This window comes from Pseudomonas sp. KB_15, from assembly GCF_052114525.1.
In the GTDB taxonomy this organism is placed as follows: Bacteria; Pseudomonadota; Gammaproteobacteria; order Pseudomonadales; family Pseudomonadaceae; genus Aquipseudomonas.
On record NZ_JBFREX010000034.1, the window covers coordinates 37,041 to 52,807 of the forward strand.

Here is a 15,767-nt window from a genome sequence, read left to right on the forward strand (position 1 = left end):
GCGCGACTACCTTGAATAGCCGTCGCGCGATGCGGCGGCGTATTGAATACGACGAGGTGAATCAGGCGCCGTTGGCCTGGAACTGCTTTTGCAGCTCCACCAGCGCAGGTGACGCGGGGGTGATGTGATTGCGGGTCTGGGCTTCGATCAACCAGCCGCTGCGGTGCAGTTCCTTGACGATCGGGTCGAGCTTGGCCTGGATGTCACTTTCACCACGACGCGTCCAGATCACCGACGGCGCCGGGTTAAGTTCCGGACTGATGGCGCGATAGCCTTGCCATTCGGTGTTGTCGGCGATTAACGGATTGATCAGTGTGGCGTCATGTACTGCCGCAACGCAGTTGTTGCCACGCAGTGCTAACAAAGACTCGGACGAACTTTTGAATGCCTTCAACTCAGCGCCCAACTCGGTGAGCGGCTTGACGTAGCTGCTGCCTTGAGAGGTGCACACCGGTTGCCCCTTCAGGTCTTCCCAGCGGGTGATCTTGCTATCCTTGAGTACCGCGGCGGTACCGCCAACCCGGTAAAACGGTGTCGGCACAAAGCCGAGAATCTCGCCGCGCTCTGCCGTCCATTCCATATTGGCGATCAGCAAATCGACCTTACCCTGCTGCAGAAACTGCACGCGGTTGGCCGGCAATACCGGCACCAGTTGCACCTCAGCACCCAACTGCCGACCCAGTTCTTGAGCGAGCTCTACATTCAGACCACGCGGCTTCTGTGTGGCAGGATCGATCCCGCCAAAGGGGCCACCCGACAGCAGCACGCCAACCACAACCACATGACGCTGCTCGATCTTATCCAGCGTCGCGTCAGCCTGGGCAGCAGTGCTGGCGGCTAGTGAGATCAAGGCACCCAACATCATGGGCAATAAACGTTTTACAGGCGCGCGCTCGAACAACATGGATTTCCCCTCATTAATGATCGGCAAAACCCCGATCTGATGAGTGGGCATCCTGCGTACAGCGCCGAGGTAACGGAAATACAAATATCTAATATCGTTATAACTCAGGTGCTGTCACTTTTTAGATAAACGCTTATAAGCCTACGTTTATTGGCCTCTTCGAGCTTCCAGAAAAATAAATTTCTCCGAACACATAAAGATATGTAATGTTTATGTTCGAACCCTTAATGTAAAAAACAGCCGCCATGTCGACCCTCGATCTCGAACTACTGCGCACCTTCATTACCGTAGTCGATCAGCACAGCTTTGCCGAGGCCGGTGTGCAACTGGCCCGCACACAATCGTCGGTCACTCAGCACATGCAACGCCTGGAGCAACAGGTCGGGGTCAGCCTGTTCGAAAAACGCGGGCGGCAAAAGCAGCTCACGGAAGCCGGGCAGCAGTTGCTACGCCATGCCCGGCAGATGCTTTCGCTCAACGATGACGCGCTGAACTCCTTGCGCGAAAGCAGCTTGAGCGGCGTGCTGCGCATTGGCTCTCCCCATGACATCGCCGACACCATCCTGCCACCGATTCTCAGCCACATCGCGCGTTCGGCGCCACGTTTGCGCCTGGAAATCGACGTCGGCCGAAGCCCGTTTCTCATGGACGACCTGCACCGTGGCAAGGTCGATATGGTGATTTCCACTCGCGAAGACCCCAATCTGGAAGGTTTTGCCTTGCGCACCTCACCGGTATGGTGGATTTGCTCTGCGCAGTACCTTCACAACCCCGGCGAGCCCTTGCCGTTGATCCTGGTGGATGAACCCAGTATCTATCGGCGATATGCTCTTGAGGCTCTCGAACGCGCCAACATTCCTTGGCGCCAGGCTTATCTGGCGTCGAACCTGATTGGTATCAAGGCGGCGACCCGCGCAGGTCTTGGCGTCACTGCCAGAAGCATGGAAATGTTAGGCCCGGATATGCGAGTGCTGGGTGAAAGCGATGGTTTGCCCCGTCTGCCGGACGTCACCTACCACCTTTGGATTCGGCCCAATACTATTAATCCTCTGGTGCGTCGGGCTTATGAGTTAATTCGCAGCAGTCGCGGGCATTAAATGCCGATGAGTCGCTCCCCCCTCCGGTGCAGATGAAATCCTGCCGCATCTTAAATACGCTACCTATCCGATTGGTTTACACCATCTGTCCTCGGTGCACACGGTGCTACGCTGACCACCTTCACGGAGGAATCACAATGTCGAACGCAGATCTGCTCCCTTCCCTACTGTTCAAGATCAATGAAAACCAACTGGCTCTCGAAGCTGCGATCATGGAGCTTACGCTTTGGGCCGAGCAGCGCAGATCAGCGGATGTTGCTGGTAATGTTCGTGGTGCTTTGGACACAATCAGCAAGAACGAGGAGTTCATCAATATGACGCTTGCGGTGCTAATGACGCCGGAGTGATCTGGTCACCCCTCACCGAGGATGATGCGAGCCTTCTAATCTCCAGTCGACCGATCAGGTCAATAGCCCTGCTGGGGCTTGTTAGTCATCACTTTGACTAGCGAGGCAGCTTCTTGGTCAAAATTTCGTAGGGTCCACTTTAAAACCGGACTTGATATAGGAGGCTAATGGGTGATGGTTGTCCTTAGGTGCGAAAACTGCGCAATAATGTGGAAAAAGACGACCTCGACTCGCTGTTGAGCCGAGATCGTAAAGATGAAGTTAAGTGAAACTAATCAGCGTAACTCACCGCAAAGATCTGTCTGAAACAGTCTTTGAACTTCCGGAACTGGCAGATTCGAACCTAAAAGCATATGAAGCTTTCCAAATGCGGCCTCTCGCGTCATACCCGCCCCAGAAATTACACCAGCGTCATTTAAAGCGCTCCCAGCGACATAACTCTCTAGCTCAACGCCCCCTTCAAAACATTGTGTTACAGCAACCATCACCACTCCGCATTTGTTCGCATGCCGCAACGCATTAACAAACTCATGATCATCGCTGGGCCCAGTACCACTACCGTAGCACTCCAAAATCAATCCTTGTACGTTCAACTGCACAAACGCATGTATGATTTCAGYGCTGATACCAGGATACATTGGCAATACGACAACCGAAGCCAAAGCTTTCCCACTGGTATATTTTAATACCTCACTCAAAAAATATGAATCAATTGAAGCACAACCTTCAAGTTTTGCAGGAGCAAAAAACGGATTTCGACCAGCACTCCGAAATTTAGTACAGTGAACTGATGAGAAAATCTCACCATGGAAATACAACCAGACTCCTGAACGCATACCCTCCACTAATAATTTAATCGCTCCATCAATATTTTCCCACGCATCGCTTCCTTCTACTCCGACAGGAAGCATTGACCCCGTAAAGACAACAGGGGCATGTAGACCGATCAATTGAAAAGCTAATGCTGCTGCGCTATAGGCCAGTGTATCGGTACCGTGCAATACCAGCACAGCATCATTTTTACCTTCCGAAACCGCTTGGACAATCGCGTCACGAATATACTGCCAATAGAGCGGCGTCATGCTAGAGCTGTCGATTACAGGCTCTAACTCACAAAAACCAAACTCTGCTTCCGACTTATCCGCATCAAGACCAAAATGCTCAAGCAACACCTCTTCGAACCCACTGGCGGGTGCCAATCCTCTATCGGTGGCTTTCATGCCTATTGTACCGCCAGTGTACAATATCATTATGCGTCTTTTCTTCTTTAGGGCCTTCACCTTCATCACGCGCACTCAACTTCTTCTATACCAGAGTGATCCAGCATCGCTTCAACTACAAGCTGAGTTACGTCTAATAAATGCTTATTAGTCGAAACATCCGCGATGAGTGGCAGTTCAGTGCAGGCCAAAATCACTGTATCGGCTTGAATGCGAGCTAACAACTCTTTGAATCGTGGCCGAAGACTTTCGTCGTGAGACCCAAGCGATTTAATATCATAAATCAACTGGTGTAATTCTTGGGAATCTGGCACTGACTCAAGGTCGATAACATCTGCCAATGTTCTATAGGGTGACCATGATCCTAGCTCGGCCACTGGGCGAGAACCTAACAGGCAAGCATTACTAATCCCTGCCCGCTGAAAATACCCATGTAGTACGTCATTGAAGGATATGAATTTGCTTTGCAAATCCAAACCTTCAATTCTATCGGCAAATAAATTCAGAGTATTGCATGCAATACTGAAGGCACATACCCGCCCGTCCAACTGATAAATATCATCACGTAACGCAGACCACACCTGGCTCTCAGTCAACTCCAACTCCATGGACAAGCCAAGCTCTGGATCAGAAACAATGACGACCGGAATAGCGTCCAAGTCGCCCCTAAATGCAGACCCCATACGACGCCGATTTTCCTGGAGTAACTTAGCCCACATATCCATTCCCGCCTCCGGGCCTGAACCTGTAATAATGCCGAGCTTAGGTTTTTCCACGTAGCTTCTATTAGTTATCGTCATTTCGTCTTATCCATTGCCATTGCCATTGCCATTGCCAAAGTGTTGGCTTTATCCTTTGCATGACTAGCCGCAACCGTTGAGTTTAGTGACGATCCCGTGTCGCTGGGCCAAGCCTTCAAATCCAGATCGAGATCATCAAATTTGCTCGAATCAAATACCGGTACGGCAATACCCTTCGATCGCTGGCTGTCGTAATCATCGAGCACACGCAGACAAACCTTGAACAGTAATACCATTGCAGTGAGATTGACCAAGGCGGCTAATGTCATGGTTATATCTGCAAAAGCGAATACCGTACTTAGATTCTCCACTCCGCCCCAAAAAATCAGCATAAGAACAAACCCGCGAAATACAACTATAGCTTTCTTATTCTCACCCAGTAGATAGCGCAGGCTATTTTCGCCGAGATAGTAATTATAAAGAATCGAAGTAAAAACGAAGAGAGCCAGAGCAACGCTGATGAACATGCGTCCCCAATCACCTACCACAGCCGCGAGAGAATTTTGAGCAAGTACCAGCCCATCCCCCTCAAATCCTGGAGCATAAATTCTCGAAAGGAGAATGAGCAACGCAGTGCAAGTGCAGATAACGAATGTATCCAAGAACACGCTGAATGCTTGGACAACGCCCTGAGCAACTGGGTGTTTCACCTGCGCTACAGCGGCGACATTAGGCGCACTGCCTAGACCAGCTTCGTTTGCAAAAACGCCTCGTTTTACACCCATGACTATTGCGGTGCCTATCATCCCAGCGAAGGTTTGATCCAAGCCGAAAGCGCTTTTTACAATGGTTAACAACATCAGAGGTACGTGATCAAACTGGACAACTATCACGTATATCGTGATTGCTACATAACTCAACGTTTTTATAGGAACAAGGAGATCAGCGACCCGCGCAATACGCTTGATACCACCAACAAACACCGCTCCAAGCAGGATAGCTAAAACAAACCCAGTGTAGTCAACGCTCAGACCAAAAGCATTGTTTAGCGAGTGCGTAACTGCATGAGATTGTACGGCATTGAATCCGAAACTAAATGTCACCAAGATAAAAACGGCCATGATCATACCGAGCCATCGTTTACCCAAGCCATACTGTATGTAATAGGATGGCCCACCACGATACATACCTTCGGAATCGCGACGTTTATAAAGCTGAGCCAGTGTACATTCAAAGAAGCTACTGGACATTCCGATAAAGGCGGCCACCCACATCCAAAAAACCGCACCAGGGCCACCGAGAGTAATCGCCACGCCCACTCCCGCAATATTTCCCGCCCCGACTCGACCGGCAAGACTTAGCATCAGTGCTTGAAATGAGGTGAGGTGTCCAGCGGTACTGCCGAGACTACCTTTGAATACGGCGAACATATGTAAGAAGTGACGCACTTGGACGAACCGCGAGCGGATCGTAAAATAACCTCCAAGCCCAACGACGAGCAATATGAGTATTTTTCCTGATAGAAAGTTGTTGATTAATTCAAGCATCGGAGTGTCCTCGCGAATTATTTTTGGTAGAGAACCCAAGTGGAGCTGGAGCGCGTTATGCTTCCGGCTTTCGACTAGAATGTTGACCAAAGGGCATGCTGAATACAATTTCTCTGCCTGCTTGAAAATGGCGCTACATGATGCGAGACTAGCGCCAAATAGCGCCACCCTGGAGAGCGGCATAATGAGTGACTCCTTACCAGAAAACTTGCAGTTGCTGTGCAAACACTACACTTCAATTGCTGATGTTTGCCGCCGCCTGAATATAAATCGAGCGCAGTTCAATAAATACTTAAATGGRCAAAGCACTCCATCCCCCTATAACCTGAAACGAATTTGTGACTTCTTTGGCGTTGAAGAACTTGAAATAAATTTATCTACGGAAAAATTTAGCGACATAATCGCAGGGGGCAAGACAAGGAGCATTTCAAAAACAAAAACAGCTGCGCAAGAAATATTTGAGCGCCTACAAAAACACTCATCAGATGAAATAAGCGATTATATAGGTTATTACCACGAGTATTATCACTCAATGTCTGCACCTGGTTATATCCTTTGCTCTCTAGTTTATCTTAGAGAGCTAGATGGAAGTTACATCTATAGTCGCAATGAACGAATTCAGAGTTTCAGCTTGAAAGTCGACGAGGGTGACCGATACTCCTACCAGGGCGCTGCATACTGTTTGAAAGGGCGTTTTTTTTTCGTGGATTACGAGTCCCTTACGTCTAACGAAATATCTCAAACAATATTAGTCCCTAGCTATAAAAGCCGTATAAATAGACTTAACGGCTTAAAGATTGGCGTTTCATCAGGAGATCAACGCACTCCAGCTTGCACTCGGGTTGTATGGGACTATTTAGGAAAAGAAATTAATAGAATTGAAGCATACCGACATGTCCGCCTTTATCATCCTGACGATCCAGCTCTTGATGCCGATCTACGCGAGCGGCTTTCAAAAACCGAAATCGTCAATGGGCTATTTAAAATGACCTAATATCTTGATCCCGTGCCCGAACGAGACGCATAAAAAAATCCGATGCCAGTACAGGCATCGGATTTTGATTTCTTGCGGCCAAAGGTCAAGCGAAAGGGCTTAACTGATCGGCATTACCCTCAAAGGGCTCTTTGTACTCAAACCTAAATCACTTGGTGAGCCAGGATTCAACGGTCGCTGAGCCGTGCTCTGCTTTCCACTCTTTCAAAGTCTTGTGGTTGCCTCCTTTGGTCTCTACGACTTCGCCAGTATGGGGGTTCTTGTAGATCTTCACCTGGCGAGGCTTGCGCGTGCTCGATTGGGATTGGGCGGCTGGAGAGCGACGACCAGACTTCGGATCAAGCAGGTTGATCACGTTCGGCAGGCTGTAGCCATACTCGGCAACCTAAAAGCGGTTAAGCATTGAGTGTTGTCCGATTAACCTACAAAACACTCCCACTAATGGCAGCCAATGGCTGCGTTATCAGCCCTGCTCTACCTGGCCTCAATGCGTACGGTTTTACTGTATGTGGCGGCCGACCCAATACTTACATACGGCGCCATGCACGCCTTGCAATGGGTCTTGATCTGGAAACGGCAGCACGTTGATGTTCACCAGTTGCGGCTTGCTTGTTGCCTCACGACATATGTCTTCGCGCTGTCCTGGCGGGTAAGCGCCGACCACCAGAAAATCGTCGCTGGAGTCCAAGTTGCAGTGACCTGTGCCGGCAGGTAGTAGCAACGCATCACCTGCCCTGACTTCAACCACAAAGCCATCAGGGCAGCCTAGCATCATGCGGGCGTGGCCACTGGCGATGCCAAGCACCTCGTGCCCTTCAGTATGATAATGGTGATAACCGTATACCCCGTCACGCCATTGCGGTGGCCAGCCATTAGCACTGAAGGTTCCCTCGGACTGTGAAGCCAAGTCGATGCGCCGACTTGCAATCGCTTTGAGGTATATGAGTACAGGTAGGTGTGGGTTATTGGGAACCCAGCCATTGTGTTCAAGCATCAGGATTTGCATAGAAACTGCCCCAGATTGTGACCCGAACATTGGAAGATCTCCGGAGCGTAACAACGCTCGCTGACAGCTAAAACCAATCGGTTGCACCCATCAGTGAATCCACAATCGATGGCTACTCTTTAAGACAGACAGCTACTGGCTAGAAGCGCTCATTCGTTTTTTCGGTTCGAAAAATACTTTGTCCCMCATGCTCAGAGCCAAGGAGCAAGGCGAAGATACTTAGGGCTCCGAGCGCTTTGTTGAGAAGAAAAAAAGCTTCCAGATCGCTCCGGAAGCAAACTGCTGAATACGCAACCGAGGGTGACCAAACCGCATGAGTGCGAGTGCCCTTCTCGGCACGCAAATCATGCTTGCGGATTCAAGCAGGAGGAAACCTGTAGGCAGAGCAACGGGAGCTGATCAGGAGATTTTCATCACTCCTGAACATCCATGAAGTCCCTGGCCCAATTCAAATATGTTTCCGGCAACGTGTAGGTAAGGGCCAGCTCGGTAGCGCTTAAGTTTGATGTGCTGCGCGTGAGCTGGCGTTGTTCACGAAGGCAGTCATAGGTCGCTTTAATGGAGGCGAAATAAGCACCATGACCTGCAACAATGATTCGTACACCTAGCTTGGCTAGCCGTTCGTTGTCGTTGAGTCTTGGATTTCCGTAAGTGACCAACATCAGTGGAATCGTGATGTGCTCCGCTATCTGTTCGAGGTGCGCAAAATCCTGTACGCCAACAATACAAATGCCATCCGCGCCGGCCCGTTGATAAGCGTGCGTTCGGTGAATGACCTCATGCACCGGTAAAGCTGATGCGTTGGTTCGAGCAATAATCGAGAGCTCTGGATCAATGCGTGCTTCCAGTGCCGCACGCACTTTGCCTACACCCTCTTCAGTGCTGATGAGGTCTGTTGATTTACACCCGAATTGAGCCGGAAGGAGGGTGTCTTCAATCGTGAGCGCCGCTATTCCTGCGCGCTCCAACTCCTGGACAGTTCGCATGACGTTGAGTGCATTTCCGTAACCGTGATCGGCATCAGCGATGACAGATGACAGGCAACTGGGCCACACGGCCTATTCTGGCCGCTTGCTCGACAAATTCAGACAGGGTAATGAGTGCGAAGTCTGGTGCAGCCAGAACCTGCAGAGATGCAACTGATCCCCCCAGAATACCCACTTCAAATCCGAGATCGGCGGCTATGCGTGCTGACATCGGATCAAACACTGAAGCGGTCTGAAAACAGTTACTGGATACCAGCAGCTCGCGAAACGAATGGCGTAATGCATGGTGGGAAACTCGGGGCATGATCGCTCCTCACTGTGGCCGTCATCGTGTGAACAATCAGTGCCAACTCAAAAGTGCGACGAGACTATCATGCAAAAAATAGGGGGTGATGACGATTCAGAATGACCCGATGCACAGATGTCATTACCCATACTTGAGGGATGCTTTTCGAGCTTTGGAGCTTCGATCAACTGGCTGTTTTGCCGTGGAGATCGCGGGAAGCTCCTTCGAGGGTTTTCCATAAGTTGCGCATAGTAGGGTTCTCATTCGTGATGGAGCAGTAGGAGCGTATCTCCAGTCGCGTGCTCCATTCATCACCACCCGCTTTTACCAACTGTCCTCGCTGAAGCTCGTCTATGACAGCGCTTTGTGGCAACCATGCCACCCCATAACCCTCAACTGCCATTCGCATCAGTAGCATCGTCATATCCGCCTCGTAGCACCGCTCCAACATGCATGCAGTCGGGCCATTCTTTATGACGATGTCGGCAACACGACCTAGAAAAGTCGTAGCTGTATAAGCGAGGTGAGGAACTGTTTTGCTGGAGGTACCCGGTAAGGGATACAGCGGATTCCCATCGCTGTTAGGTGCGCACACAGGAATAAACGCGTCATGGCCCAAGGTCAAACTCCCGAACTTTTCCGAATCGAGAAGAATGGGCGCCAAGGGGTGATGATAGACAATCATCAGATCACAACTACCCTCCTCCAGAGATATGACCGCGTCGTGGATGTTGGCGGCAACAACCCGCGCATTGAATTGCTCATTGTGCTGCTGAAATTGCTTCAGCCATTTCGGCAGGAATGTCATCGACAGACTGTGGCCGGCAGTTACCTGGATGGATCGCCCAGGCATTCGCTCTACCTCGCGAAGGCTTGAGCGCAGCCTCATTAACCCCGCCAATGCCTCGCGACTTTCTTCACAAAATGTGCGGCCAGCAGAGGTCAGTTGGACAGGATAGGTGCCACGATCCACCAACTCCGCACCTACCCATTCTTCAAGTGACTTTATACGCCTCGACAAAGCCGACTGGGTCACACAGCGAACCTCCGCAGCACGAGAAAAATTCTTCCACTCCGCGACCGCCAGAAGATCATCCAGCCATTTGATTTGCATACCGACACCTCATGTCCCGAATGAGCAGTTTACTGCGCCCTAGTCAGGAAAAAGCAGCAGTTTCTAAAACTATTCCAAATGCGCATGAGGCTATTGGGATTACTCATCACCCCCTTCCAAGCCCGACCCTAGAATCGAAAACGTTGGTGCGAGGCCACAGAGCTTCGACCGAATGACACTTGTCTCCTGCCAAGTAAAAAAAGCAAAAAAACCACTTGAGGAAAGCTCCGTGAAGAAAAATAAACTTCCGCGTCGGATCGCAATTGGCATCGCCTTAGGCGTGCTTATCGGTTGGGCGTGCCACCACCTCTCAGGGAGCGAACAAAGCGCCAAAGAGATCGCGTCTTACTTCTCGATGGTCACCGACATATTTTTACGCATGATCAAGATGATCATCGCGCCTCTGGTGTTCGCCACCTTGGTAGGCGGCATTGCCAGCATGGGAAACTCCCGCTCTGTTGGGCGCATAGGCCTGCGAGCCATGACCTGGTTCGTAACCGCTTCGGTGATATCGCTGGCAATCGGCATGGGCCTGGTGAACCTGTTCCAACCCGGCAAAGGACTGAACATTGAGGTCGTCCAGCACGCGGCGAGCCCCGTGGTGAACACCGGGGATTTCAGCCTCAAGGTTTTCATCAGTCACGTGTTTCCCCGCAGCATTGCTGAAGCAATGGCCAACAACGAAATCCTGCAAATCGTGGTGTTCTCGTTGTTCTTCGGGTTTGCCTTGGCGGGTGTGAAGCGAGCCGGTTACACAACGATTGTCGATGGCATCGAAGAGCTGGCCAAGGTGATGTTCAAGGTCACGGACTTCGTTATGGCCTTCGCGCCAATCGGCGTTTTCGCAGCCATCGCATCGGCGATCACCACTCAAGGTCTTGGCTTGATAATCGATTACGGAAAGCTGATTGCCGAGTTCTACTTGGGCATTGTGATTCTGTGGTGCGTGTTGTTCGCTGCCGGCTACCTGTTCTTGGGGCGCTCAGTGTTTACCTTGGGCAAGCTCATCCGCGGACCTGTTCTTTTGGCATTTTCCACTGCCAGTAGCGAGTCCGCATATCCGAAAACCATGGAGGCACTGGAGAAATTTGGTGCGCCGAAGCGCGTATCCAGCTTCGTTCTACCGTTGGGGTACTCATTCAACCTTGATGGTTCAATGATGTATCAAGCGTTCGCGATCATGTTCATTGCACAGGCCTACAACGTTGACTTGAGCTTCACACAGCAACTGCTCATCTTGCTGACGCTGATGATCACCAGCAAGGGAATGGCGGGTGTGGCCCGAGCATCGGTGGTTGTAGTGGCGGCTACGTTACCCATGTTCAACCTACCCGAAGCCGGCATCTTATTGATCCTTGGAATTGACCAATTCCTCGATATGGCCAGGACTGCCACCAACGTGGTTGGCAATAGCATCGCAACGGCTGTGGTTGCTAAATCAGAACCACATGAAGAAGCTGAAGATGCGCCCGGTACTCAGTCTCCACTCCCAATTCATACTGCAGCCACCGTGTGAGAACCTAAACATGAAAGGTAAATCGAAGCCGTCCAGCAAGTCATCGATTGCTCGCAAACTAGGTATCGTCGGTGGACTTGGATCACTGGCCGGCGGTGACCTTTTCTACAAGTTGGTGAAGTCCCAAGCGGTTTTGGAAGATCAGGGCCGCTACCACTTTCTGTTTGAGCAACACCCCTTCAAGGACGTCCTGATGCCGCTGGATCGGGGCGCCAACATGACCTCCAGAAAGTTCTATGTATTCCAGGTTTGCCAGACGTTCGAGGCCAGCGAAGTCAACGCAGTCTTACTGCCTTGTTTCGCTAGCCACACCTTTCGAGAGGAGATCCAGGAAGAGATAGGCATACCTGTCTTGGATATGATGACGGCTTTGCGCAAGCACATCGATCATATCGCCGAACCTGGTACTACGTTGGGCATCATCGCGTCTGACTATGTCCGGCACTCCGGGTTGTTTGAGCGCCATTTCGGCTCGGATTTCAAGCTGGTTTATCCCCACGAAAACGTGCAGTCTGGCTTGATGGGCGCCATGTATGGGGTTAACGGCATCAAAGATGGACACCTTGGAGGAGTACCACTGGAGTGCGTGTATCAGGCCTGCCTCTCGCTTCAGGATCAGGGTGCCACAATCATCCTGCCTGGCATGACGGAGCTCTCATTGGTCTGCAGTGATCTTCAAAGACGTGGCTTGACTGTCCTGGATATCAACGAGATTTATGCAACTTTTGCTACGTTGGAAAAAGGGCAGTCAACCCGCCCGCCATTCAAGCTTGGGATCGTAGGCGGAGTTGGGCCAGCGGCAACGGTAGACTTCATGGATAAGGTCGTGACGCATACACCAGCAGGTCGCGATCAAGAGCACATCAAAATGGTGGTAGAACAAAACCCCCAGATTCCTGATCGCACAGCCAACTTGCTGAATGACAAAACTGATCCAACGATGGCGATGTACGCAACGTGTAAGCGACTAGAAAGCGCTGGAGCCAATGCCATAGCGATTCCGTGCAATACAGCTCATGCATTTGTTGAGCGGATCCAGGCACACCTGCGCGTGCCTATTGTGAACATGCTGACTGAGACGGTAGAGACAATCGTGCAGCGGTATGGCGCTGGCAAAACCGTTGGACTGCTTGCGACCTCCGGCACGATAAAAAGTCAGGTGTATCACGAGGCAGCCCGGCGGGCAGGACTTCAAATCATCATCCCTGGCACGGACTACCAAGCATTGGTGATGGAGTCGATTTACGGAGACCACGGAATCAAGGCGGGTTTCACAGACGGCATCTGCAAAGATCAGTTACTGACCGCTGCTGAACACCTATGTGAACTGGGTGCAGATGTGCTCATCCTGGGGTGCACAGAGCTACCCCTGGTGCTCCAGCATAGTGAATCCTACATGATCAAAAATCATGAGGTTGCATTGGTCGACCCGACAACCATTCTGGCATTGAAGTGCATTGAGCTTGCCCGAGAAAATACGGTGAAGCCTAGTCAACCAGTTGGCTTATCGACTACGGAAAACCAACTCTAGAATCAACGTCCGCCAAACAGTAAAAAGGCCCATCTCGGGCCTTTTTTTGTACTCAAACCTAAATCACTTGTTCAGCCAGGACTCAACGGTCGCGGAGCCGTGCTCAGCTTTCCACTCCTTCAGAGTCTTGTGGTTGCCGCCTTTTGTTTCGACGATTTCGCTGGTGTAAGGGTTTTTGTAGACCTTCACTTGGCGTGGCTTACGAGTGCCGGCTTTGGAGTCGACGGTTGGAGCGCGACGGCCCGCTTGGCTTCAGCAACAGTGGCCGCATGCCCTCAATTCCATCGATGTCAGCCTGCGCGGATGGATGTATATAGGCGCGGTTTACCTTTCGAATCTCCATACAAAGACGTTCTGCTGCCTGAACCACTGTCCTAGCCCCAGAGCTCTATACAGTCTTTAACGAATGATATCGACACCGCCCATGTAGGGTTTGAGCACCTCCGGCACACGGATGGATCCGTCGGCATCCTGGTAGTTTTCCAGTACCGCGACCAAGGTGCGCCCCACTGCCAGCCCAGAACCGTTGAGGGTATGCACCAGCTCCGGCTTGCCGGTTTCTGGGTTGCGCCAGCGCGCTTGTATGCGACGGGCCTGGAAGTCACCGCAGTTGGAACAGGAGCTGATCTCGCGGTATTTGTCCTGGCTCGGTACCCATACTTCTAGGTCGAAGGTTTTGACGGCGCTAAAACCCATGTCGCCGGTGCAAAGAACCAAAACACGGTATGGCAATTCGAGCGCCTGCAACACACGCTCGGCACAAGCTGTCATCTCTTCCAAAGCCTCCATGGACTTCGTCGGCTCAACCACCTGAACCATCTCGACCTTGTCGAACTGATGCTGTCGGATCATGCCACGAGTGTCACGGCCAGAAGCACCTGCCTCACTGCGAAAGCATGGGCCGTGGGCGACAAATTTGAGGGGCAATCGTTTTGCATCGAGAATCTGCCCAGCCGCCAGATTGGTCAATGGGACTTCAGAGGTAGGGATAAGATAGAAGTCAGCCTGACCTTCACGGGTGATCTTGAACAGGTCTTCCTCAAACTTCGGCAGTTGGCCGGTGCCCTGAAGAGCAGACGCATGAACCATGTAGGGGATGTAGGTTTCCTCGTAATCATGTTGTGAGGTGTGCAAGTTGATCATGAATTGCGCCAGTGCGCGGTGCAGGCGCGCAATCGGGCCATGCAAAACGGAAAAGCGGGCGCCGGACAGCTTAGCTGCGGCCTCAAAGTCCAGACCTCCGCAGATTTCACCCAACGCTACATGGTCTTTGATCTCGAAATCGAACACACGCGGAGAGCCCCAGCGCCGCACCTCTACGTTGTCGTCCTCATCGGAGCCGATTGGTACGCTGGCGTCCGGTAAATTGGGAACGGCCAGAACGATATCGTCCAGTTCTGCCTGAATGCTGTGTAGTTCATTTTTGCCAGACTCAAGTTCGTTGGCCATGCGCGCAACGGCATCCATTAAGGGCGCAATGTCTTCCCCGTTAGCCTTCGCCTGTCCAATAGATTTTGAGCGAGCATTACGCTCTGCCTGCAATTGCTCGGTGCGGTTCTGCACCGCTTTTCGGCGCTCTTCCAGTGATTCGATGCGCGCAACATCCAGGCTGAAGCCACGAGAGGCCAGAAGATCCGCCACTTCATGAGTTTGGCTGCGTAACAGTTTGGGATTGAGCATATCGGCTTCTCGCAGTGTGAGGGTAGCTTTGCAATCCAGTCATGAATAAGCGAGTCCAGCTGACAGGAGGCATAGTCAATACGTAATACCAGCAACAGTCAAAGTAAATGACGTCAAACTTATTTAATGCAAATATAAATTAAGGAAAATTTAAACAACACTTGCTACAACCAGTCGCTTGACGAAAATTCAGTATTGCATACTCAACAGCCTCGCGACTGGTCTCATGATATCCGAGAGCCAGTCTCTCCTCTGACCGGAGAAGTAGAATACATATATTCGTATGAACCTCGTAATCACCATTAGCTTTCGACAATTTGCTTACGTAATAGTGTGCCATCTTTTATCTCCACTACTGTCAAACTCGAACCAAATAAAAAAGGGTTTCCCGATGACTCAGGAAACCAAGCGCAGAACACGTGACCGAAGGTGACCAAACCAGAAGACCTGCCCGACCGGAGAGACGGATCTTTCATCACGAGCCCTGACAAAAACTATCAAAGTCGAAATCCAATAAGGCAGTCGACTCAGTGAATGATTTGACTCAAGAACAAGCGTGTACGCGAATTCTGCGGATTATCGAAGAAGTCGTTCGGCGCGGCCTGCTCGACGATTTCACCCTTGTCCATGAAGATCACCCGATTGGCCACGGTGCGGGCAAAGCCCATTTCGTGGGTCACGCAGAGCATGGTCATGCCGTCTTCGGCCAGGCCGATCATGGTGTCCAGTACCTCTTTCACCATCTCCGGGTCGAGTGCCGACGTCGGTTCGTCGAACAGCATGATTTTCGGCTTCATGC

12 protein-coding genes and 4 pseudogenes are annotated in these 15,767 nt (G+C 51.2%); 5 read left to right on the forward strand and 11 right to left on the reverse strand.

The genetic code is table 11. The features are described 5' to 3' along the window. Nucleotides 1-61: 61 nt before the first annotated feature. Complete coding sequence (locus AB4Z35_RS22055; protein ID WP_442099410.1) at nt 62-904, reverse strand: transporter substrate-binding domain-containing protein; 843 nt, start codon at nt 902-904, stop codon at nt 62-64. A gap of 245 nt (nt 905-1,149) precedes the next feature. Here AB4Z35_RS22055 and AB4Z35_RS22060 point away from each other — a divergent pair, with 245 nt between their 5' ends. Together AB4Z35_RS22060 and AB4Z35_RS22065 are read left to right on the forward strand one after the other, a co-directional pair. Continuing rightward, entirely contained in the window at nt 1,150-2,001 is an 852-nt protein-coding gene (locus AB4Z35_RS22060) for a LysR substrate-binding domain-containing protein (RefSeq protein ID WP_442099412.1), read from the forward strand. Between the two features lie 137 nt (nt 2,002-2,138). After that, complete coding sequence (locus tag AB4Z35_RS22065; protein WP_442099414.1) at nt 2,139-2,348, forward strand: hypothetical protein; 210 nt, start codon at nt 2,139-2,141, stop codon at nt 2,346-2,348. Nucleotides 2,349-2,623: 275 nt separating this feature from the next. On the opposite strand, the gene AB4Z35_RS22070 is transcribed toward AB4Z35_RS22065, so the two are convergent. From AB4Z35_RS22070 to AB4Z35_RS22080, 3 genes are read right to left on the reverse strand one after another with little or no spacing between them, the layout of a single operon-like run. Next, the gene (locus tag AB4Z35_RS22070; protein WP_442099416.1) at nt 2,624-3,634 is read right to left on the reverse strand and encodes an asparaginase; all 1,011 of its coding nucleotides are present in this window, start codon (nt 3,632-3,634) and stop codon (nt 2,624-2,626) included. Continuing rightward, nucleotides 3,634-4,368, reverse strand: coding sequence for an aspartate/glutamate racemase family protein (locus tag AB4Z35_RS22075; RefSeq protein ID WP_442099418.1), 735 nt, complete (start codon nt 4,366-4,368; stop codon nt 3,634-3,636). The genes AB4Z35_RS22070 and AB4Z35_RS22075 overlap by 1 nt, the downstream gene beginning before the upstream one ends. Next, on the reverse strand, nt 4,365-5,855 hold the full coding sequence (locus AB4Z35_RS22080; RefSeq protein WP_442099420.1) for an alanine/glycine:cation symporter family protein: 1,491 nt from the start codon (nt 5,853-5,855) through the stop codon (nt 4,365-4,367). Before AB4Z35_RS22080 ends, AB4Z35_RS22075 begins: the two co-directional genes overlap by 4 nt. A 184-nt stretch (nt 5,856-6,039) precedes the next feature. On the opposite strand from AB4Z35_RS22080, the gene AB4Z35_RS22085 reads away from it, so the two are divergent. Further along, the gene (locus AB4Z35_RS22085; protein WP_442099422.1) at nt 6,040-6,849 is read left to right on the forward strand and encodes a helix-turn-helix domain-containing protein; all 810 of its coding nucleotides are present in this window, start codon (nt 6,040-6,042) and stop codon (nt 6,847-6,849) included. 148 nt (nt 6,850-6,997) lie between these two features. Here the strand turns inward: AB4Z35_RS22085 and AB4Z35_RS22090 are convergent. The 4 genes and pseudogenes from AB4Z35_RS22090 to AB4Z35_RS22105 form a co-directional block, all read right to left on the reverse strand. Further along, a pseudogene (locus AB4Z35_RS22090) lies at nt 6,998-7,234 on the reverse strand (histone-like nucleoid-structuring protein, MvaT/MvaU family); the annotation flags it as partial. A 114-nt stretch (nt 7,235-7,348) separates the two neighbouring features. After that, nucleotides 7,349-7,855, reverse strand: a complete 507-nt coding sequence (locus tag AB4Z35_RS22095; RefSeq protein WP_442099424.1) for a cupin — start codon at nt 7,853-7,855, stop codon at nt 7,349-7,351. Between the two features lie 413 nt (nt 7,856-8,268). Continuing rightward, a pseudogene (locus AB4Z35_RS22100) lies at nt 8,269-9,145 on the reverse strand (isocitrate lyase/PEP mutase family protein). 166 nt (nt 9,146-9,311) lie between these two features. Then, complete coding sequence (locus AB4Z35_RS22105) at nt 9,312-10,241, reverse strand: LysR substrate-binding domain-containing protein (RefSeq protein WP_223507570.1); 930 nt, start codon at nt 10,239-10,241, stop codon at nt 9,312-9,314. A 229-nt stretch (nt 10,242-10,470) separates the two neighbouring features. On the opposite strand from AB4Z35_RS22105, the gene AB4Z35_RS22110 reads away from it, so the two are divergent. Further along, entirely contained in the window at nt 10,471-11,757 is a 1,287-nt protein-coding gene (locus AB4Z35_RS22110; RefSeq protein ID WP_442099425.1) for a dicarboxylate/amino acid:cation symporter, read from the forward strand. A gap of 10 nt (nt 11,758-11,767) precedes the next feature. Continuing rightward, nucleotides 11,768-13,288: an amino acid racemase gene (locus AB4Z35_RS22115; protein WP_442099426.1), complete on the forward strand. Its 1,521-nt coding sequence runs from the start codon at nt 11,768-11,770 to the stop codon at nt 13,286-13,288. A 63-nt stretch (nt 13,289-13,351) separates the two neighbouring features. Here the strand turns inward: AB4Z35_RS22115 and AB4Z35_RS22120 are convergent. The 3 genes and pseudogenes from AB4Z35_RS22120 to glnQ form a co-directional block, all read right to left on the reverse strand. Next, a pseudogene (locus AB4Z35_RS22120) lies at nt 13,352-13,537 on the reverse strand (histone-like nucleoid-structuring protein, MvaT/MvaU family); the annotation flags it as partial. A gap of 150 nt (nt 13,538-13,687) precedes the next feature. Then, the gene (gene serS, locus AB4Z35_RS22125) at nt 13,688-14,968 is read right to left on the reverse strand and encodes a serine--tRNA ligase (RefSeq protein ID WP_442099428.1); all 1,281 of its coding nucleotides are present in this window, start codon (nt 14,966-14,968) and stop codon (nt 13,688-13,690) included. 527 nt (nt 14,969-15,495) lie between these two features. Beyond that, a pseudogene (gene glnQ / locus AB4Z35_RS22130) lies at nt 15,496-15,767 on the reverse strand (glutamine ABC transporter ATP-binding protein GlnQ); the annotation flags it as partial.

Excerpts from the sequence above, each read along its gene's own strand:
- AB4Z35_RS22055 (WP_442099410.1), bottom strand. The coding sequence starts at position 904 with ATGTTGTTCGAGCGCGCGCCTGTAAAACGTTTATTGCCCATGATGTTG.
- AB4Z35_RS22060 (WP_442099412.1), top strand. The coding sequence starts at position 1,150 with ATGTCGACCCTCGATCTCGAACTACTGCGCACCTTCATTACCGTAGTC.
- AB4Z35_RS22065 (WP_442099414.1), top strand. The coding sequence starts at position 2,139 with ATGTCGAACGCAGATCTGCTCCCTTCCCTACTGTTCAAGATCAATGAA.
- AB4Z35_RS22075 (WP_442099418.1), bottom strand. The coding sequence starts at position 4,368 with ATGACGATAACTAATAGAAGCTACGTGGAAAAACCTAAGCTCGGCATT.
- AB4Z35_RS22080 (WP_442099420.1), bottom strand. The coding sequence starts at position 5,855 with ATGCTTGAATTAATCAACAACTTTCTATCAGGAAAAATACTCATATTG.
- AB4Z35_RS22095 (WP_442099424.1), bottom strand. The coding sequence starts at position 7,855 with ATGCAAATCCTGATGCTTGAACACAATGGCTGGGTTCCCAATAACCCA.
- AB4Z35_RS22105 (WP_223507570.1), bottom strand. The coding sequence starts at position 10,241 with ATGCAAATCAAATGGCTGGATGATCTTCTGGCGGTCGCGGAGTGGAAG.
- AB4Z35_RS22115 (WP_442099426.1), top strand. The coding sequence starts at position 11,768 with ATGAAAGGTAAATCGAAGCCGTCCAGCAAGTCATCGATTGCTCGCAAA.
- serS (WP_442099428.1), bottom strand. The coding sequence starts at position 14,968 with ATGCTCAATCCCAAACTGTTACGCAGCCAAACTCATGAAGTGGCGGAT.